The following is a 19110-nucleotide window of genomic DNA, read 5'->3' on the forward strand; positions in this document are numbered from 1 at the left end:
AGATGGTAACATTTTTTCTATCTCATCTCAAAAGAGTCGACCTCGTTCTTGTTGGAACAATTGCGTTCCTCTGTTTATTTGGTTTACTGATGGTGTACAGTGCTAGTTATCCTTTAGGAGAAGTGAAGTATGAGAAAGGCAGCTATTTCTTTATTAAACAATGGCAATGGCTCCTGATTGGAGGATTCTTTTTCTTCATTGCTGCTCTTTTCCCTTATCAGATTTATCGTAAATGGATCAAGTGGCTTGTCATGCTGTCATTGCTATGTCTCATTCTAGTTCTGCTTCCTGGAATCGGTGTTGTGAAAAACAATTCTCAGCGATGGATTCAGCTGGGCTCTCTTATGCTCCAACCTTCTGAAGCTGTGAAACTAGTGATGGTGATTTATTTTGCCTATGTGTACGCGAAAAAACAGGCGTACATTACCTCTTTTAAAAGAGGTGTAATGCCGCCACTGATCCTTTTAAGTTTTGTTTTTTTATTCATCTTAAAACAGCCTGATTTAGGCACAGCTGTGTCTATTTTATTAAGCTGCGGCATTATTTTATTGTGCGCTGGACTGAAAACGCGCCATCTCATTTTACTAGGATCGATTGCCGCAGCAGGCATCACTTTTTTTGCAGTGACAGCTCCATACCGTTTGAAGCGGCTGACTTCTTTTCGTGATCCTTTTCAGTATGAAGATGGAGATGGCTATCAGCTCATTCATTCGTATCTCGCCATGAATTCAGGCGGGCTGACAGGGAATGGCTTAGGAGGGAGCATTCAAAAGCTAGGCTTTCTTCCTGAAGCCCATACGGATTTTATTATGGCCATTATCAGTGAAGAGCTGGGCATCATGGGGGTGTTGATTGTGATGGGCGCATATCTACTCATCATGTATCGCGCAATGCGAATTGTGCATGCTTTACAAGACCCTTTTGGAAAACTGTTAACGATTGGGCTTACGTTTCAGATCATACTCCAAGCCGTCTTTAATTTAGGCGCTGTCTTTGGTCTTCTTCCGATCACAGGCATTCCGCTTCCCTTCATTAGTTATGGCGGCTCCTCCCTAGTGTTCATGATGATATCTGCTGGTATTCTCGTAAATCTTTCTTCATATGTAAATAGGAATCCATACTGGGCACATGCCAAATAGACACCTTCTGATGGAAGGTGTCTATGATTTTATTCTTCTATTTGAGTATCAGCGATCTCTTTTTTTCTTGGTTGTTTGATTTCATTCGTTAGTTCCTGAATGCTTTGCTTCACATTGCCTTTTCCGGAAAAGTTCTCAATAATTTCTTTGACATCAATTCCAGAGGATGCTTTCAGACTTTCTTGTAGACTGGACATGAGGTTTGTAGCATAGCCAGTGACTTTATTGGCTCCGCTACCTTCTCCGTTACCTCCCGTATCCACAACCGTAATTTTATCAATATTAGAAAGTGGTGCAGATACTTGCTTCGCATATTCAGGAAGCATTTTCACGATCATATCAAGGATCGCTGCCTGACCATACTGTTCAAATGCTTCAGCGATTTTCTCTTTCGCTTCTGCTTCCGCAAGACCTTTCAGTCTAATGACCTCTGCTTCAGTTTCCCCTTTCGCACGATCCGCTTCCGCTTTGGCAAGCCCGTCAATTCGGACTTTCTCAGCTTCTGCTTTTGCCATTGCTTCAATGCTGTATTTCTTAGCATCCGCTTCTGCAAGGCGTTTCGCTTTTTCCGCTGCAGCTGACTGCTCAACAGCATAACGGTCTGCATCTGCTTTCTTTTTCACTTCAGAATCGTATTGACGCTCACGACGCTGAATCTCTTTTTCTTCTAATTCAATTTGCTTCTGTCGTTCAATGATCTTTACTTGCATTTCTTGTTCAGTTACGTGCTGACGATTACGAGCTGTTTCAAGATCGTACGCTTGGTCGGCGCTTGCTTTTGCTGTATCTTGTTCACGTCTGAATTCTGCTCTTTTCAGCTCATTGATTTTTTCTGCTTCAGCGATTTCAGTAGCACGCTCAAGCTCAGATTTCTTCGCATCTTTATCTGCTTCTGCACGTTTGATACGTGTTTCTTTATCTGCTTCTGCTGTCGCAATATCTGCATCGCGTTTCACTTGGGCAATTCTTGGTTTACCTAGTGATTCTAAATAGCCATTTTTATCACGGACATCTTTGATGGTAAACGATACAATGACGAGGCCCATTTTTGCTAAGTCTTGAGAAGCGACACGCTGTACTTCTTGAGAAAATTTCTCTCTGTTTTTATAAATCTCTTCAACTGTCATTGACCCTAAAATGGAGCGAAGGTGTCCTTCTAGTACTTCTCTCGCTTCGTTTTCGCGGTCTTCTTTTGTTTTACCTAAAAACTGCTCGGCAGCAGTAGCAATTTCTTCAATCGATCCACCAATTTTAATGATGGCCGTTCCGTCTGCCATGACTGGTACACCTTGTTCAGTATAGACTTCAGGCGTTGAAACATCTAGCTTGCTAGATAGTAAGCTGAGCGGCTCTGCTTGTTGAAAAACAGGGAGTACAAAGGTACCTCCACCTCTTACAATCTTAATCTTGTTTCCACCTTCATCGACGTGGACATTTTTACTTCCGAGGTAACTTCCTGTGACGATTAATGCTTCATCTGGACCAGCTGTCCGGTATTTCGAAACAAATACACCAATAAGTGCAATTAAAATCACAAGCACAATTCCAATAATAATTAAAATAGTTGTTCCTGGCATAGCATTCCCTCCTAGATTTCTTCATCTGGTATAACTGATAAGACGCCTTTGTTCACTTCGACGACCAGCACCCGGGTTCCATATGGAATCTCCTCTTCGTCGAAACTGACAGCAGGCTTTGAGATTTTCCCGCTATTACTAATTAACAGCACTTCTCCAAACCCGTCTTTTGGAACAGATACAATGATCTCCCCAGTCCTTCCTTTTAAGTCGGCCTCCGTATATGAGAGAGATTCTTCAGCAGAGGAAAGCGGGACTAAGACAAAGACATTCAAACAAGTCACAAGTACCACCGCGAGGACGGCAGATAAGACTGCGCCAAGTCCACTCCCTACAATCGCTGTTTTTTCAGAGATAAATCCTCCAGCCGAGAAAAAGGTAAGAAATGCGAGGATTAATGTTGGTTGAAGGAATGGAACAGGAATCGCTTCAAACAATCCATCAAACACATCGCCGAAAAAGACGAAAACAAGTGTCAGGATTCCTGATATCATCAATATGTATAAATATAGCGTCTGAAGTGGCAGCCCAAACACATCCATCTTCCTCACCCTTTCTTCATGAAATGAATAGCCTTTGTTTCATTTAGACCATGCCCACCTCCAATGTATTCCTTCTAACAGGTAATACGAACCACTTTTGTAAAGGTTTCAAATTTCCTCACAATTCTTCAAAGGAATTCAAGGATAGCTCAAGAATGATTGTCATGTACCAGTATGTTAAAATTTGATCTTGAGGTGATGAAAATGAGTTTATTACATGATGCAAGACAAGAATTGTGGCAAGAGTTGCAAGGTTTGAACGAAGAACAATTGAATCAAAAATTATCTGATGATACTTGGAGTATTCAAGAGGTGGCAGATCATTTAAAAAAGATGGACCTCGTGGCAGCAAAACATCTAGCTGCTGAAGGAAAAAAAGCACCGATTAAAGAATATGAGCCAAAGCCGGTGGAAATGGCAGAGGATCGTTCTAGAAAAGCGACTGCGCCTAGTATTGTTGAACCTGAGCGCAAGCATGTGACACCTACACATCTAAAAGATGAGCTTGATACAGCACGTGAGCAGCTCAATCAAATTCTATCAACGTTTACTGAGGATGATTTCAAGCGTGTCATTGCACACCCTGTGTTTGAAGAATTATCCCTTAAGCAATATCTTGATTTTATCGGCGCACATGAAAAACGCCATATCCATCAAATCAAAGAAATTAAAGAACAGCTATAAGACATAAAAAGACTCCCTTTTGGGAGCCTTTTTTCATTGTTACACTGTTTTAGGTGTTAGATCAAAACAGCGAGCATAAATCCAGTTGTACGCTTTTTCGTTTAGATCTCTTGGGTTTCCAATGGTTTGCGGATCTTTCATTGCTTCTTTAGATAAGCGGTCAATCATCTCTTTTGATACACCTTGCTCTTCTAATGAAGGAACCTCTAGGTCTTCCACTAAATCATACATCCAGTTCACAGCAGCTTTGGCTGCTTCCTCTGTTGACATTCGGCTAGTATCAATACCAAATGCTTGCGCGATACGAGCAAATTTTTCGGGATACCCCTTCCAATTATACTCCATGACTGGTCCCATCATTGCTGCTACACACTGACCGTGCGCTACAGGAATCATTCCTCCGAGTGTTTGACTCATAGCGTGTGCAGCGCCAGCTGATTCGCTTCCATAAGAAAGCCCGGCAAGCATTGCGGCTTGTGCCATTCCATATCTGGCTTCTAAGTCCTCACCATCGGCAAAGGCACGGCGAATATAATGAGCTGCATATTCAATGGCCATGAGCGCAACCGCATCTGTAATAGGCTGAGCAAATTTCATTGTATAGCATTCAATCGCATGTGCAAGTGCATCAATTCCAGTCATTGCTGTCACATGAGGCGGCATGGATACATGAAGCTCTGGATCAATGACTGTGAGGTGAGCTGCAATGAGCGGTCCACCTGTGTTGAATTTGAATTCTCTATCCTCATCTGTGATCACTGCCCACTGCGTCACTTCTGAACCTGTACCAGCCGTTGTTGGAATAGTGGTTAACGGAGGGATTCTATTTTCAAGCGGTTTTTTCCCCTCTGCCGCTTCGTAATCAAGGACTGATCCTTCATGCGTCGCTTCTACACCAATCGCCTTGGCCGTATCCATTGAGCTTCCGCCGCCTACTGCGACTAATCCATTACAGCCTTCTTTTTCATATAACGCAAAGCCTTCATTCACTAAACGGACTGGCGGGTTTGGCTCTACTTTATCAAATAGTACTACATCGATTTGCGCTTCTTTTAATGAAGCAATCACTGGATCTACCACGCCCGCTAGGTAAATACCCGGGTCTGTTACAAGCAATACCTTTGAAACACCGTATGCTTTTACTTCTTCCCCAACATGTTTCACTGCACCGATGCCATGTTTGATGACAGTCGGAATCTCAAATGTATGGAATTTCTGCATGCTTTCAATTTTCATATTTAATGTCATATAGAATCTCCTCCAAATGTGTGATTTTTAATGAAACCAATGAACCGCTTCAGGTTTTGTATTACGATATACATGCTTCAGCTCCGTATATTCCTCGAGCCCGGTGCGTCCTAATTCACGTCCTAGACCTGATTGCTTATATCCACCCCAAGGTGCTTGAGCGAAATAAGGATGGAAATCATTGATCCAAACTGTGCCTAATCTTAATTGACGAGCGACTCTTTCGGCCTTGCTGATATCAGTAGACCACACGGCTCCCGCTAATCCATAAATCGTATCGTTTGCCAGCTCAATTACTTCTTCCTCTGTACGGAAGGATTCAACTGTCAATACTGGGCCAAAGACTTCTTCTTGGACAATCCGCATCTCTGACGTGCAGCCTGAGAAAATCGTTGGCAAGTAGAAGAACCCATTTGAAAGCTCCTCTGCGTCAGGTCTTTTTCCACCTGTTTCTAATTTGGCGCCTTCATCTAGCCCAATGCTGACGTATTTTTCTACTTTTTCTCGATGCTCAGCTGAGATGAGTGGGCCGCTTTGGGTTTCTTCATCAAAGCCGCTTCCTAGCTTGATTTTTTTCGTCCGCTTCACCAGTTCTTCTAGAAATTCATCATGAATGGATTCTTCCACTAGCAAACGTGAACCTGCTGAACATACTTGCCCTGCATGGAAAAACACAGCATTCATTGCCTGGTCAACCGCTACGTCTAAATCAGCATCTTGAAACACAATATTCGGATTCTTTCCGCCAAGCTCAAGGGCTATTTTTTTCACATTCCCGCTGGCTCCCTGCATAATTTTCTTGCCTGTTTCAATACCGCCTGTAAATGAAATCAAATCGACTTGATCATTCACAGCAAGCTCATCACCAACCGTTGCACCTGGTCCAAGGACTAGGTTTGCCACTCCTGATGGAATGCCCGCTTCTTCCATGAGTTTGAATACTTTGATCGTGGTGAGCGGTGTGATTTCACTTGGCTTTAATACGATGGTATTCCCCGCCGCAAGAGCAGGAGCGATTTTCCAGCTTGCTTGAAGCAATGGATAATTCCAAGGAGTAATTTGCCCGCATACACCAACAGCCTCCCTGACCAATTCGCTTTTCGAGTTCGGAATTGGTGATGCAATGATTTCCCCGCCATCTTTGTCAGCAAGCCCTGCATAATATTGGAACACGTTCGCAATATCGTCCATATCTGCTTTGCTTTCCTCTACTGTTTTACCAGTATCAAGCGATTCTAATTTGGCTAGTTCATCAAGATCACGTCTAATCAATTCAGCCATCTTAAACACCATATTTCCTCTTTCAATTCCAGGCAAGTTTGCCCAGTCACCTTGATCGAAGGCTTTTCTCGCTGCTTTAATGGCGAGCTGCGCGTCATTTCTTGATCCTTCACTCACCGTCGCGATCACTTCTTGATTAAATGGATTGATGATATCCCGCGTGTCGCCGCTTTTGGCGCCAACCCATTGTCCAGCTATAAATAGTGTTTGACTCATAGAAGGAACCTCCTCTGATTCTTTTTGGTAAGTTTGTTAAATAAAAATTTAACGTTTTGAACATAATTAACGTATCATGTTCAAATTTTTCTGTCAAAGGGAGATATGCTTCAATTTCTTTTGACATTTCGCATTCTTTCGTTAACATATAGTCCATAAAGATTTTTTTGAACGTACTGAATTCTCTTAATAGAAAGCAGGGACAAGATGAAAAAGCAGGAACAGCCACAAGCAGAAGAACGTATTTTAGCTGCTAAAGATCTAGTCATTGATTCAATAGCTGAAACGATGGATCTCTATGGGATTACTCGAAGTGCTGGTATTCTCTATGGGACCATGTATTTAAATGAGGAAATGACACTGGATGAAATGCGTGAAGAGCTGCAAATGAGTAAGCCTAGTATGAGTACGGGTGTCAAAAAACTGCAAGACATGAATATTGTCAAAAAGACCTTTCACCGCGGCCGAAGAAAACATAGCTTTGTTGCTGAAAAAGACTTTTTTAAGTTTTTCATGAACTTCTTTCCGCAAAAATGGGAACGAGAGGTCGAGGTGAATTTAGCGGCAATTGAAGAAGCGCAAGTGCGGCTTCAAGAGGTAGCTCACGATGATCAGTTGGAGGCACATATAAGAGAGGAAGCCCAGCAGCTCATTGAGCAGCTTGAAAGCTCAAAATCCTATTATGACTGGCTGAGACGATTAGCGAACTCTGTTCATTCAGGGGAAATCTTTGACTATATCCCAATTAATCAGAAAGAAAAATAGACAATGTGTGTGCGTTTTAAAGGTTGAATTTTATAGGAGGATTGATTATAATAAATTATGTCGTAACACATCGGGGCATTAGCTCAGCTGGGAGAGCGCTACGCTGGCAGCGTAGAGGTCAGCGGTTCGATCCCGCTATGCTCCATAACGAAAAGCCATTCTTGAGAATTCAAGGATGGTTTTTTTATGTATTTATTTCTTAAAGCTCTGATTGTTCTTTGTTTTTTCTTAAGCCTAATATTTTTATGATGCGGTACGTGATCACAGAGACATAAGCCGTGATGAGTATGATTGTGTAAGACAAAGGAAAATCGCTTGTCATACCGTGATAAATGAAATAGATGAGCAGCACTGACAGTATGATGACTTGGAACAGTTCCTTTTTCATTTTACTCTCCCCTCATGATAGTGATTTGGTCGATTATATCATAAATGATGTCATTTTTTGTTAACTATCAGCAAGGGAAAATCCATTCTCCTGCTGATAGCACTTTATGAATCATCACTTTTTCAACAATTGTTCCATTTTGTTCCTCGTCTTCGGACCGTATATACCGTCTGCCGCTAGACCATTCATGAGCTGGAACCGTTTGACCGCATTCGCCGTTTTTGGTCCATAATAGCCATCAATCCCGTTGTTTTTTGCCCCTTTGTCTGGGTAGAAATAGAGGGAGGATAAGGCTTTTTGCACGGCCGTGACTTGTGATCCTTTTGTTAAGGGCTTGGTTATTTTTAAGATGCCAGATGGCAAGATGACTGACTTTTCAGATGTACTTGTTTTAGATTTTATCGAACCATTTTCTAATAGCTTTTCAAGTGGCTTTGTCTTAATTGGCTTTTCAGAAACTTTGTTTGATAAAAATGACACCAAGAAAGGTCGTTTACCCGCTTGAAGCTGTGTTAAAGTCAAACTGCCCATCATTTCAAGGTGTGGGTAATCCTTAAAACTCTTCCAGTCTCCGCCCCACGAAAATCCTAGTGATTTCCCGATTTGCGCTACTCGGCGCCATTTCTCGTTAACTGTCCAAAGCGCTTTTTTTCCATCCGCACTTAATAGAACATAATCAATCGCTAAACCATAGTTGTGATTTGATTGACCACCTTTAGCGTTGGTGACAATCTTCCCAGGAGCGGTACGACCTTGAGCGTAAAGCTTATTTTGTTCTGCAAACGAACGGTAGCCAGAAGTAATCTGAACAAAGATACCTTCTTTGTATGCTTGTTTGATCATTTCAATTGCGCTTTCTTTTACAATCTTGTGAATGCCGGAACCCATATTTCTAATGGAACGGTCTATAAGAGTTTGCAATCCAATTTTTTCAGCCATGTTCTTTCTCCTTTGATTAGTGTATTGAATATTAAAAAAAGCCCCTGCTAAGGGACTTAGAAATTTGTATTTTTTTCTTTTGCTTTTGGTTTTAATAAAGATGTTAATTTTTTGATTGTATTATATGGGGAAGTGATGAACCAACTGACTGCCGCAAAAAGATTGGAGCCTAGACAACTCACAATGATAAATGCTAGTGCGAAATAAAAAACAAGTTGAGTATCTCCGCTCCATTCATTCATGAATTCCGTCTTTCTTAATATAAACACAAAAACAGGATGGAACAAGAAAATTCCTAGTGAATAATCTCCCCACTTTGTCAGAATGCTCTTCTTACTATTTACTGCGATAAGAACAAGCAAACATATCCAAGCTGACAAGAGATAATGAAGGAGTATTTTCATTAAATAACTTTCATCATGAGTCAAAAATCTTTTTATTCCAAAGCTGCCGCGAAATAGCCACTCTAAGTTTGGTGTGAACTCAATCAATAAAATTGTTAATGATCCTGTCACTATGAGTAACACCTTTGCCATTGAGGGTTTTACAATCTTATAAACAGCATTCAAGCTTTCCTTTGTCATAAAAAAGCCAGCAAAAAAGAAGGGTGCAAATGAAATTGTCCTTTGATAACTAAGAGTGTAAGATGTAAAATTCGGATAAACCTCTTTCACTGTATCTACGATCACACCTGTGTACTGGCGTGAAATAAAACAGACAATGAATATTATAATAAAAATACTTAATTTCCCTATTAAACTTAGTCTTAACTTTGATAATCCCCAAGCTAGTGCATACCAAAAGAGCATACTTACGATATACCACAAATGAAATTGCGGCTTACCATAATGAAAGGATAGGGTTTTATATTCTCCTATAAAATAAAGAAACCAGTCAAAAAACGACTGAAATATAATGTATAAAAGAAATAGATTCATCATTTTACTTATTTTCATTCTTTTAGCTAAATACCCACTGATAAAAATAAAAAGCGGCATATGAAAAGCGTAAATAAACACAAAAAGCTGATAATAATTCTGTTTATTGAGTTCTATTAAGTGTCCAAAAACAACTAGAAAAATCAACAAGCCCTTTATATTACTTAATTTCAAATCTTTTTCTAACAACTGGCTTCCCTCCAACTCCAATTTTAGGATATACGAAGAAGGAAGTCAGCGCAACTATACATTTATTTTGTTAGCCCTCTTTGTTTCAGGGTATCTTTTTGTAAATGACCTTTGTAGGTCACATAATTGTTTTTAAACCAAGCGATAATGGCTGTCACCATCGTAAATATGGTGGAACCTGCTACATATAGCGCCTCACCAGCTGTTTGTACTTGCTCCTCACTAATCGGCAGCACCGTCTGCCCAAACATGACAAGCGTTTGATTGATGAGTGCAATAAAAAGAAGCACTGTGCGAATCACAGTGCCTTTGTCGAATGTTTTCATGATGTTTCCTCCTATTTTAAATTCCGTTCAATTTTATCGAGTTTGTCGATGACGACGTCATATTTCTCACTAAACTTTGCTAACACTTCATTTTGTGCCTCGATTTGTGCATTGAGCTTATTTTCTCGTTCCTTCGTTGTGTTGAGAACATAAAACAGAATCCAGCAAAAGAGAACGGCAAATGGGCCTTGTGTCATTAAGTTTTGTACGACATCTACTTCCATTGGAATCACCTTCTTTCCGGCAAAAAAATAAAGCCATTAGGCTTCGTATTTGTTTCATGTTATGTCTTGATAGTCATTTGTGAAGATCCATATTAACTACACAAAAAAGCTATAGTCGTATCATCAAATGATGACTACCATAATGGAATTTCCTCATTAATTTCAATACGGGTTACCTTTGACGGATCGTTTGCAATTAATCCATCCAATTTTAGAATACCATCTTTAGATAAAGACATCCTTGCAGACCCATATGAACCAACCGTCGCACAAGTGAAAACTGTTAAAGAGGATGGTTTATACGTTAAACGTGCAATTTCTATTTCATTAGCCGAAACTATTTCAAATGATCCTCTCAAATATAAAATATTTTGTCTGACAGAATATTTCAATGGGTTGGCTGAATATTGGTTTATATTACTATTGAGATTTACATTATACCAGGCAGCATTTAAATCTGAAGACGTGAGATGTTTTTCCCATTCAGTCCATGTATAGTCAGTCTTCCTAATTCTATAAAAAGAGTTCAAACCATTGACTGCATCATATATAGTTTGTAACAGGGTATTACCATAACTGATAACAATCATAAATGCCCTTTTGATCTCTTTTGGACCATTAAGGCCAGCATTATAAATGAGATACATTCCTGTTTCTATAATTTCGTTATAGTCGGTGGTCTCACCTATACTTTTATAAAAGGGTTGACCGTTATCCCTTGTTATTTTATGAAGCTGACTGTTGTTCCATTTATCTTTTTCAGCTGCTGTCGGAATCTGAGTCCAAGTGATAGATAAATGGCTAGAATTATAGTAGAAGTAATATGCATTGCCTGATGTATCTATCGCAAAGCCTGTTCCAATGTGATTTTGTCCCACTGTCTGTACCCCTCTAATGGCGAATTGTGAAGGGCTATCCTCTATTCCACTGGGCGCATAAAATGTACATGTCCCTTTGTCTTTAATTGAGTCATAAATTTTTGAGCCAACAGGAATATTTAAAAGTTGTACTCCATTATCTCCTGTAATTTTATACAGCTGCGACTCATTCCATTTCTTTTTTTCTACTTCTGAAGAGTGTTGGCTAGAATCATCGATATGAAGAGTTAATTGTTCTGATATACCAGTGTCGTTATAAAGCAATGTTTTCAACATATCGTTGAATAGATCAGCATGAGCTTTATCACTCGTTTCAAAAGAACGAGGAGTTTTTATATCCAATTTGTTCTCTCCTTTCTATCATTACTTAATTTGCTTCCGACGAGATTGGGAAGGAAATATTGATTTAATAGTTTTTAAACATTTAAGAATATTTCGTTGATTTTTTCCAACTGGAAAAACAAAAGTAATGAATTCATATGAATTATTGAACGTAGACTTTTCCATCAATCCCTATGGCTTGATGCGAGCCGATAACAACAGAGTCAAACTCAATCTTTCTTCCTGCAATTTGAACCAATAATTTTAACAACACCTAGTGTGCATTGAGCTTCTGTTCTCGTTCCTTTGTTGTATTGAACACATAAAACAGAATCCAGTAAAAGTGAACGGCAAATGGGCCTTGAGTCATTAAAATTTTAACGCCACATCTACATCCATTGGAATCACCTTCTTTCCTCTGTATTCTAATATATTCTTTACCATCTCAATTGAGATACGGTAATATAAGCTGTTCCAATAGTAATTGTTCTACCAGTATTTTTGGGTGTAATATAAAATGTTAACTTATCCCCTGCTTTAAATTTTTGTTGAAGGAACATCACATAGACACTTGATGAAATAACTGGGTTCCAATTTCCAAAGCGCTGATATTCTGATCCGTTCACATAGCATGAGATAACACTATCTGATCCAACTGGAATATTCGTACTAGTTAAATAAAGTCTTATTAAATACAACCCGCTATTTTTCAATGTGATTTCAGACCGAGAACGATCATATTCTCCTAAATCATCTGACCTTGTGGCACCAAAAAGCAGTTTTGTTGGAATATTTTCCGAGGCTACAACTGAAGAATTATTCTGATCATATGAATCCACAAAAGAAGTATTTGACATATCCTCCTTTGTTAAAACACGTTTCCAGCCTTGCCAACCCAAATTTAAGTCAAGATAGTTTGTATACATATAATTGTTATAATCTATTGCCATGACCCATCCAAATGTGCCTTTTCCATTGCTATCTTGAGAAGTAAAATGAAACATACCTCGACATGATCTTGTTGTTGGGGTGTTTAATGCTTTACCTGTAACATAAAATGTACCATGCCGCGGACCTAAAGAAACAACCTTTTCAAGTAAATCTTCACCATCAAAAACAGATATAATCACCCCGCCATTATCTGAGGTAATCTTAGATAATTGTCCATCATTCCATTTGTTTCTTTCAACATTTGACGGAAGCTTTGTCCAGTTAATAGTGACATGTGCAGCATTATAGTAAAAACTATAAGCATTACCAGCAATATCTACAGCAAAGCCAGTACCAATGTTATCTTCACCTACTGTCTGTAATCCTCTCAATGAGATATTTGCTGAGGTTGGGGAATCTTCAACCCCAGAAGCGGCATAAAAAGTACACATACCTTTCCCTTTTATCGCATCAAAAATCTTAGCACCAGTTGGTACATTAATTAGATGACTTCCATTATCCCCTGTAATCTTATAGCTCTGAGAATCATTCCATTTTTTCTTTTCTGCTTCTGATGCATGTGGATTAATATCGTTCATATGTTTATTGATTGCTTCTAAAAGACCTACATCATTGTCAAGAAAGGCCTCAACCATGTCATTAAATAGATCAGCATGGGCTTTATCAGTTGTTTTAAAAGTGCGTGGTGTCTTAATATCCATAATGATTCTCCTTTCAAATCTATTTTCACATGTAATAATGTTTGACTTCACCTTGTTTTGAACTTAAAATCAAATGTAATCAACTCTGTCGAATTGACTTGATTTGAAGAAGATTCCACACATATCCTTATCTATTAAAGATGGAAATAAGGTTCCCCTGTATCCCTATACATAAGACGACTTCTACAAAATGGATCGTCTCCTTCGGTTATAATTCTAGGAATCATTCGATATCTTCTTTTTCTTTTTCTACTGCTTGTACTCTGATCATTTTCAAGAAACACTTTGTCCATGTCATTAAACAAATTAGGGCTTTATTTTTTTATTTCAATTCAGTTTTCATTTCCTTGCTTTGATGCTTGGGTTCATTTCTTGCAACTGCTCTAGAGTGAGCATCCTTTGCTCATATCCTTCATTTAAATCTTCCATTGAACAATCACCTAGTTCGACTGCTTGTTTGACCAATTCAGGGGTCACCCATTTAAAATATAATGCCATTACCCAATAATTCATGATTCTCGCTCTCCTTTATATAAAAGGATCTCTTTTTTTAGCGCCTTTAGTTCGTTTGTTAGATGCTCACATTGATGTTCAAGCTGTTTTCTCATGAGCTTTTCTTTGGCTACTTCTTGTGCTAGATAATCTAGTGGAAGAGGTGGTTGATACCTTGGATTGCTTTGGGATTCCTCCCACCATGCTTTCAATTCTTTTTCCGTTGGCTTTGGCACATCTAAATGCCACTCGTTGATATACGAACCGTCACCGTCATTTCTAAGTTCAAAATCCTTTTGCGGGTCCGCATCGGGGTATTGATACTTAATGGCTTCATATAAAATCATAGAATCCTCCTATACTCTCGGGAAATTTCTGCCGCCTATTTCTGTAATGTCAAAATAGTTGTACCAGCCTGGATTATCTGATATATAAAGATCGGAATTTCCCGCATATCCTATATACATGTAAATTTCAATGTAATCGCCTTTATTCGCTGGCACATTCGCAGCCCCATATAATCCTATATCAAGTTTTGCCGTTTCAGAAGGTGTGGCAGGGAGATGTCTATAATGCGAAATGTTTTTATAATTTTTTCCATTTAAAAAGATAGACAGCTCAAAATTTGCATACATTTGAACCGTCTCAATATACACACCTGCGTTTACTAAGTACATTCCGTTTTCTGGACAAATAAAACGACTAGTTTTTATATCAAAATTATTGTGACTATCTTTGATTTTTCGATTAAATAGAATTTTTTGTCGTTCGGCATTATTAAGCAACTGCTTCCCAGTTGTACCAATGTTTGTGTGAAGAAAACCAGAGAGTTTATGCCAGTCGGTCCAACCCGAACCAGTCCACCAGTGACGGCACCACGTACCTGTGCTATCAAAATAGCTGCCTGCTTCGTTCCCAGTGCCATAATAGTATTGTACAAATCGAAAATTACTGATCTTCTCATTCTTCACAAAGCCATATCTCGTCGGATATCCCGTATCATTGGCTTGGCCAATATCCATAAACGTAATCCCATTTGGATATTGCTCACCGCTGACTGATGCATCTTGAATGGCTTGATCGCCTGTTAAAATGAACAAGCTTTCATTCGTGATCCCTGCTATTTGTTTACTGAGCGCATTGTCATTCTCAACGAGTGTGTCGACCATCCGGTTAAATAAGTTGGCATGTGCTTTGTCAGAGGTTTCAAACGGTAAAGGTGATTTGATGTCCATTTCATTCCCTCCATTAATAAATATCATCAATCTCAAAAACAAATTCGATGTCGCCGTCTTTTTGTTTGTCTGTCATGGTGCGGACGGCGGTGAATTTGCCTGCTTCGTCGACAAGTGCTAGTTCGTTGATGACTTCTCCTGCAAGTTCTCCTTCGGCGATCGTGCAGGTGTAGCGGATTTTTGCTGGTTCCATGAAGATAAATGAATCAATCTCTTTTTGGACGAGTTCTTTTTTGAGTTTTTGTTCAGTGCCGTCTAATGAGATCGGTTTCCCATCCTTCGTCCCACCATTTCCAAATGCCATTTTGACGACTTTTGTGAGTTTTGTTCCTTCTGCTCTTGCCTTTGCCATTTGTTGACGTGCATATAGTGTTGTTACGGTTAATTGATCAGCCATTGTGATCCTCCTTATAGTTCTATTTTTTGAGAAGTAGCTGCTAGCATTTTTGATCCGTCCAGCGGAACAGATCCATCAAGAATCCAGTAGTGATCCTTGATCAGTAAGCTTCCACCTTGCTCAGTTTGGACATGTACTGGCAGACGGAACGTCATCTTCTTCTTGGTTTGTTGCTGGAGCTGATTTTTTGTGCGTACAGTGAATGCCGCTCCTTGCTTCGTTTCATGTACCGCTCCAGTCATGACATAATTCATTCGATATGCGTTCTCCGTACTATGCTGAAGCGGCATTCTCAACTTCAACGAATGCCGAAAACGAGTCGGAACCTCTGCTGTACCTCTTGTCCCGCTCAGATAAAACGTACCATTTAATACGAATTCACCATTGAGTAAAATCGGGATATGATCGAAAAAACCCACTCTGCTTCGCAGTGTGAGCCTCACGTGATGTTCATTTTTTTCATGTACATCGGTATGATGAAATGCAGTGAACGTATACGCCAAATGAGCTGGCTTTAACGTTTCAAGTATGTCTACAATATATCTAGTGTTTTGCAGATCATCTAAATTGACTCGTAAGGCGAAATGGTAGCGATTGGTGGTCAGACGAATGATGGCACTTGGATTTTTCAGAAAACGATTCACCGATTTCTCTAAAGAAAGATACGTGATCGGTGGAATGTTTGACATCATATTGAGTAAACGTGCTCTGCGAAGTTCAATGGAATCATCTGATTCTCGCTGCACCTTCAGCATTCTTTCCCATCTATTCAAGCCCCATGTCGCTGTCAAAGGGAAGAACTGATCCGTCAAATCGAAAACGGATTCATCCAATTGCTCAAACTCTGGCGCTTCTGTTTTGAGCAGGTGATCGACTTCATAAATCTCTGTAAAATATGGCGGCAAGTAATTTTTCATTTCATCCTGTTTGCTCAATAACCTTCACCTGCCTCAGACGCGGTATCTCAATGTCCTGCAATACTAAGTTTTTTGACTCCCCATTCAATAATACGTTTGCATAATCTGATACACTTTCTGAATGGTACAAAATATCATTTAATGCGGACATTCGAATGGTACTCTTTTCAAATGCGATTGATTTCAACAGCGCTTTGACCTTTTCTTCTATTTCTTTCTGCGCTCCTTCAAGGGTCCAGTCCATTTGAAGTTCGACCGCTACTTCTATGTCAATGTCCAGCCATTTGGCGCTTTCGACGGTCGCTTTTGAACCGATAGGCGCTTGTCCTTCTCCTACACCTGGCACTGGGTCAATATATTTCTGTACTCTTTTAACAAGCAGATCTGATGCAACATCTAGATTGCCGTCTGTGATGACAATTTTGACTGTTCCTTCTCCATTCCAAAGCGGGAATACTTTCGCTCTGCCAACACCTGCCACTTCCTCAGCCCACTTTTTATAATGTGCCTTGTTGGCACTGACAGCCTCCCGCCTAGCACGTATTAAGTAACGATCGTATAACGAAGCGTCATCTTCTTCCTCTTGTCCGGGTATCACCAAATCTTTCATGATAATTGATTCAAGCCCCGGAATTGTATCAAGTGAAAGCAGCGGCTGATCTGTTAATTGACCATTGCCGACTTTGCCAGGTGTCTCGCATTCTAGCGTGCCATCGTTCGAATATTGGAAATAGACGTCTTCAATAAAAAACCGGGAGCCAGCTGGGATGTTGAGATCCTCTGGCTGAATAGCTACGGACCAAACCGCTTTAGTTGCTGGTTTTCTTTCAATTCCTACTTCAGCAGCTCGTCTATCTAGAAACTCTCCTTGTGCTGTATCTGCAAAGACCAGCTCGAATACTTGATCAAGCCAAATATAGGACTGTGCCAATTCAGCGGCAGCAGGTGCCAAGGCATTCCAAATGACGCTGTTTTCTCTTTTATCTATGTCATCTGGCAGTCTGTCTAGCATTCTTTCCATTAGTGCTTCGTACGTTTGTTCCTCAAACATCGCTCTCCATCACCTCCTCTATTTCTAATGTGCCTTCATCTGTGACAATCGCTAGCTTGACATGAAACGAATCATTTTCCTTTGTGACCTCTATCTCTTCAATATGATCAATCCGTTCGTCCACAATTAATGCTTCCTCTAGCAGCCTCGGAATCTCCATTTCTTTGTATTCATCCGTGGCTTCTGTATCCGTTAAAAGCTCCTGAATTTCAGTACCAATGTCGTGGCTGTAGATAGGATGTGCATACCGCTCTGTCCTAAGTGTCATATAAACGAATTGACGAATTGCTTCAATGCCTGAAATGGTTTCACCTGTCAGTCTGCCAGTTTCAACATCTATTCGATATGTCGTTGAGGTTTCCACCTCTTCGTCTTCTTCTGTTTCTTCAATTTCTTCCTCTGGTGAGAGTGCCACGTTCATCACCTCCCTTACAATTTGTCGATGATGTAGAAGGATTGCCCTCCTGCCATTGCCAGCACCATTATGCTGTCTCCCCTTTTCAGTTCATCATCCTCACCCTTATTTAGACGCTTTGGCCAAATCAGTAATTCTTCCGGAATGATCAGTTTATGGTTGTCATTTAACCGGATGCTTACAGGAGAAACTGCCGTGACTTCTCCAACCACTAGATCAATTGGGGAGGCGGCATCTACAGCATTCACTGCTAATCGTTTAATTGCTTCACTTAACCTCACGCTTGATCACCCTTTGGAATGGAATTTTTCTCAACGACATCAATTGTCATGGTGTGTTTCACTCCACTGAATTCATGTTTGTCTTGATCGATCCAGTAGGTTTTTTTCACGTTGATTTCAGGGATTTTCAAATAGATCGGAAGACCGCTTTGCAGTTCAGGAATACCCAGCGCTTGGATGCTTTTGACTTCTTGTTTCACGCCTTTTTTCTCTGCCAGCCGTACTTTGGCTCTTTTTTGCAGCTGCGGTTGGTTGATTTGCCCTGTAACCGTCTCAACATGTTGTAAAATACCGTATTTACTCTGACCTGCTTTATCCTGTTCGACCACTACAATCTCTGATTTGCTGCCTTTTTTCTTATTTTTCCCCTGTTCATCTGCAGACGTGCGCAGCTTAACACGAGTGGCTGTTTCTTCAATCGAGGTACTGTACTGATAGTCAATGAGATTGACACCTGATTCAATGACCCATACGTCCTCTGGATCTGGCCAAGCTCTCAGCCCCATCTTTCCTTTAGCAGAATAGATTTGATAGTTTCTGCCGGTTTGCCGCTTTGTTTCTTTTAATGCTTTCAGAATCATGTCATATAGGCTCGTATCATTTTTAAACACTAGCGATTTTATGACATGACCGGTATTGGCGATGGAGGTCATGGGGATTTGAAAGTCAGCCCCTATCCGTCTCAAAATTTGATCTGCTCTTTGTTTTGAAAAAACATAGACATCTTGGTTTTTCACCAAATATTGAAGCATGTCGTATGCGGTAAAGGTTAGTTTTCCTTCAACAGGCGTCCGAGAAAACACAATGCCTCTGAACAGCTCTTTTCCTTTCCATTTAAAAAGAACCGTGTCCCCTTCTGAGACACGGTAATATGTTTGACTGCCTTGTTTAGTAATAATATTTGCTTGAATAGAGCGAGGGGCTTGATACCTTTGCCCCTGAAGTGTCACACTCTCTGTGACAAGCTCATACATGGTGCCGCTTCTGATGGCAAAAAGCTCGATCAATGCCAGCC

General features: G+C 40.1%; 23 protein-coding genes, 1 tRNA gene and 1 pseudogene. 4 read left to right on the plus strand and 21 right to left on the minus strand.

Annotated features, from left to right (window positions below):
• Positions 1 to 2: 2 nt before the first annotated feature.
• Positions 3 to 1139, plus strand: a complete 1137-nt coding sequence (ftsW, locus tag NKR21_RS15435) for a putative lipid II flippase FtsW (RefSeq protein ID WP_119125716.1) — start codon at positions 3 to 5, stop codon at positions 1137 to 1139.
• Between the two features lie 29 nt (positions 1140 to 1168).
• On the opposite strand, the gene NKR21_RS15440 is transcribed toward ftsW, so the two are convergent.
• Positions 1169 to 2716: a flotillin lipid rafts scaffold protein FloT gene (locus tag NKR21_RS15440; RefSeq protein ID WP_003213366.1), complete on the minus strand. Its 1548-nt coding sequence runs from the start codon at positions 2714 to 2716 to the stop codon at positions 1169 to 1171.
• 11 nt (positions 2717 to 2727) lie between these two features.
• Positions 2728 to 3258: an NfeD family membrane protein gene (locus NKR21_RS15445; RefSeq protein ID WP_012011014.1), complete on the minus strand. Its 531-nt coding sequence runs from the start codon at positions 3256 to 3258 to the stop codon at positions 2728 to 2730.
• 204 nt (positions 3259 to 3462) lie between these two features.
• Here NKR21_RS15445 and NKR21_RS15450 point away from each other — a divergent pair, with 204 nt between their 5' ends.
• Positions 3463 to 3942, plus strand: coding sequence for a DinB family protein (locus NKR21_RS15450; protein WP_003213650.1), 480 nt, complete (start codon positions 3463 to 3465; stop codon positions 3940 to 3942).
• Positions 3943 to 3981: 39 nt separating this feature from the next.
• Here NKR21_RS15450 and NKR21_RS15455 read toward each other — a convergent pair whose 3' ends face one another.
• Both NKR21_RS15455 and betB read right to left on the minus strand, forming a co-directional pair.
• Entirely contained in the window at positions 3982 to 5190 is a 1209-nt protein-coding gene (locus NKR21_RS15455; protein ID WP_144456206.1) for a choline dehydrogenase, read from the minus strand.
• A gap of 27 nt (positions 5191 to 5217) precedes the next feature.
• Positions 5218 to 6687, minus strand: coding sequence for a betaine-aldehyde dehydrogenase (gene betB / locus NKR21_RS15460; protein ID WP_144456208.1), 1470 nt, complete (start codon positions 6685 to 6687; stop codon positions 5218 to 5220).
• 207 nt (positions 6688 to 6894) lie between these two features.
• Between betB and cudC the strand changes: the two genes are divergently transcribed.
• Positions 6895 to 7452 carry a transcriptional regulator GbsR gene (gene cudC / locus NKR21_RS15465; protein ID WP_012011018.1) on the plus strand — a complete coding sequence of 186 codons (558 nt, stop codon included), beginning with the start codon at positions 6895 to 6897 and terminating at the stop codon, positions 7450 to 7452.
• Between the two features lie 72 nt (positions 7453 to 7524).
• Positions 7525 to 7597 (plus strand) — tRNA-Ala (locus NKR21_RS15470).
• Positions 7598 to 7651: 54 nt separating this feature from the next.
• Here the strand turns inward: NKR21_RS15470 and NKR21_RS15475 are convergent.
• The 17 genes and pseudogenes from NKR21_RS15475 to NKR21_RS15555 form a co-directional block, all read right to left on the minus strand.
• Positions 7652 to 7840 (minus strand): hypothetical protein, encoded by a 189-nt coding sequence (locus tag NKR21_RS15475; RefSeq protein WP_012011019.1) that lies wholly within the window; start codon positions 7838 to 7840, stop codon positions 7652 to 7654.
• A gap of 114 nt (positions 7841 to 7954) precedes the next feature.
• Positions 7955 to 8779 carry a peptidoglycan-binding protein gene (locus NKR21_RS15480; protein WP_012011020.1) on the minus strand — a complete coding sequence of 275 codons (825 nt, stop codon included), beginning with the start codon at positions 8777 to 8779 and terminating at the stop codon, positions 7955 to 7957.
• 56 nt (positions 8780 to 8835) lie between these two features.
• Positions 8836 to 9906, minus strand: a complete 1071-nt coding sequence (locus NKR21_RS15485; RefSeq protein WP_012011021.1) for an acyltransferase family protein — start codon at positions 9904 to 9906, stop codon at positions 8836 to 8838.
• A 62-nt stretch (positions 9907 to 9968) separates the two neighbouring features.
• Positions 9969 to 10232: a phage holin gene (locus NKR21_RS15490; protein WP_012011022.1), complete on the minus strand. Its 264-nt coding sequence runs from the start codon at positions 10230 to 10232 to the stop codon at positions 9969 to 9971.
• An 11-nt stretch (positions 10233 to 10243) separates the two neighbouring features.
• Positions 10244 to 10456, minus strand: a complete 213-nt coding sequence (locus NKR21_RS15495) for a BhlA/UviB family holin-like peptide (protein ID WP_012011023.1) — start codon at positions 10454 to 10456, stop codon at positions 10244 to 10246.
• Positions 10457 to 10590: 134 nt separating this feature from the next.
• Positions 10591 to 11676 carry a pyocin knob domain-containing protein gene (locus NKR21_RS15500; RefSeq protein ID WP_012011024.1) on the minus strand — a complete coding sequence of 362 codons (1086 nt, stop codon included), beginning with the start codon at positions 11674 to 11676 and terminating at the stop codon, positions 10591 to 10593.
• Positions 11677 to 11941: 265 nt separating this feature from the next.
• Positions 11942 to 12054: pseudogene (locus NKR21_RS15505) on the minus strand (BhlA/UviB family holin-like peptide); the annotation flags it as partial.
• A 38-nt stretch (positions 12055 to 12092) separates the two neighbouring features.
• Positions 12093 to 13307, minus strand: coding sequence for a hypothetical protein (locus tag NKR21_RS15510; protein WP_012011027.1), 1215 nt, complete (start codon positions 13305 to 13307; stop codon positions 12093 to 12095).
• A 339-nt stretch (positions 13308 to 13646) separates the two neighbouring features.
• Complete coding sequence (locus tag NKR21_RS15515; RefSeq protein WP_012011028.1) at positions 13647 to 13820, minus strand: phage portal protein; 174 nt, start codon at positions 13818 to 13820, stop codon at positions 13647 to 13649.
• Positions 13817 to 14146, minus strand: a complete 330-nt coding sequence (locus tag NKR21_RS15520) for an XkdW family protein (RefSeq protein ID WP_012011029.1) — start codon at positions 14144 to 14146, stop codon at positions 13817 to 13819. Before NKR21_RS15520 ends, NKR21_RS15515 begins: the two co-directional genes overlap by 4 nt.
• A gap of 9 nt (positions 14147 to 14155) precedes the next feature.
• Positions 14156 to 15034 carry a hypothetical protein gene (locus tag NKR21_RS15525; RefSeq protein ID WP_144456210.1) on the minus strand — a complete coding sequence of 293 codons (879 nt, stop codon included), beginning with the start codon at positions 15032 to 15034 and terminating at the stop codon, positions 14156 to 14158.
• 13 nt (positions 15035 to 15047) lie between these two features.
• A complete protein-coding gene (locus NKR21_RS15530) occupies positions 15048 to 15431 on the minus strand; it encodes a phage tail-collar fiber domain-containing protein (protein WP_144456212.1) in 384 nt (127 codons plus the stop codon).
• Positions 15432 to 15442: 11 nt separating this feature from the next.
• Positions 15443 to 16366, minus strand: coding sequence for a YmfQ family protein (locus tag NKR21_RS15535; protein WP_088002029.1), 924 nt, complete (start codon positions 16364 to 16366; stop codon positions 15443 to 15445).
• Positions 16350 to 17399 (minus strand): baseplate J/gp47 family protein, encoded by a 1050-nt coding sequence (locus tag NKR21_RS15540; protein WP_144456213.1) that lies wholly within the window; start codon positions 17397 to 17399, stop codon positions 16350 to 16352. The genes NKR21_RS15535 and NKR21_RS15540 overlap by 17 nt, the downstream gene beginning before the upstream one ends.
• Positions 17392 to 17814, minus strand: a complete 423-nt coding sequence (locus NKR21_RS15545) for a DUF2634 domain-containing protein (RefSeq protein ID WP_012011034.1) — start codon at positions 17812 to 17814, stop codon at positions 17392 to 17394. Before NKR21_RS15545 ends, NKR21_RS15540 begins: the two co-directional genes overlap by 8 nt.
• A gap of 14 nt (positions 17815 to 17828) precedes the next feature.
• On the minus strand, positions 17829 to 18095 hold the full coding sequence (locus NKR21_RS15550; protein ID WP_088002023.1) for a DUF2577 family protein: 267 nt from the start codon (positions 18093 to 18095) through the stop codon (positions 17829 to 17831).
• Entirely contained in the window at positions 18092 to 19102 is a 1011-nt protein-coding gene (locus NKR21_RS15555) for an XkdQ/YqbQ family protein (RefSeq protein WP_012011036.1), read from the minus strand. The genes NKR21_RS15550 and NKR21_RS15555 overlap by 4 nt, the downstream gene beginning before the upstream one ends.
• Positions 19103 to 19110 lie beyond the last annotated feature (8 nt).

This window comes from Bacillus sp. 1735sda2, from assembly GCF_024159245.1.
In the GTDB taxonomy this organism is placed as follows: domain Bacteria; phylum Bacillota; class Bacilli; order Bacillales; family Bacillaceae; genus Bacillus; species Bacillus pumilus_O.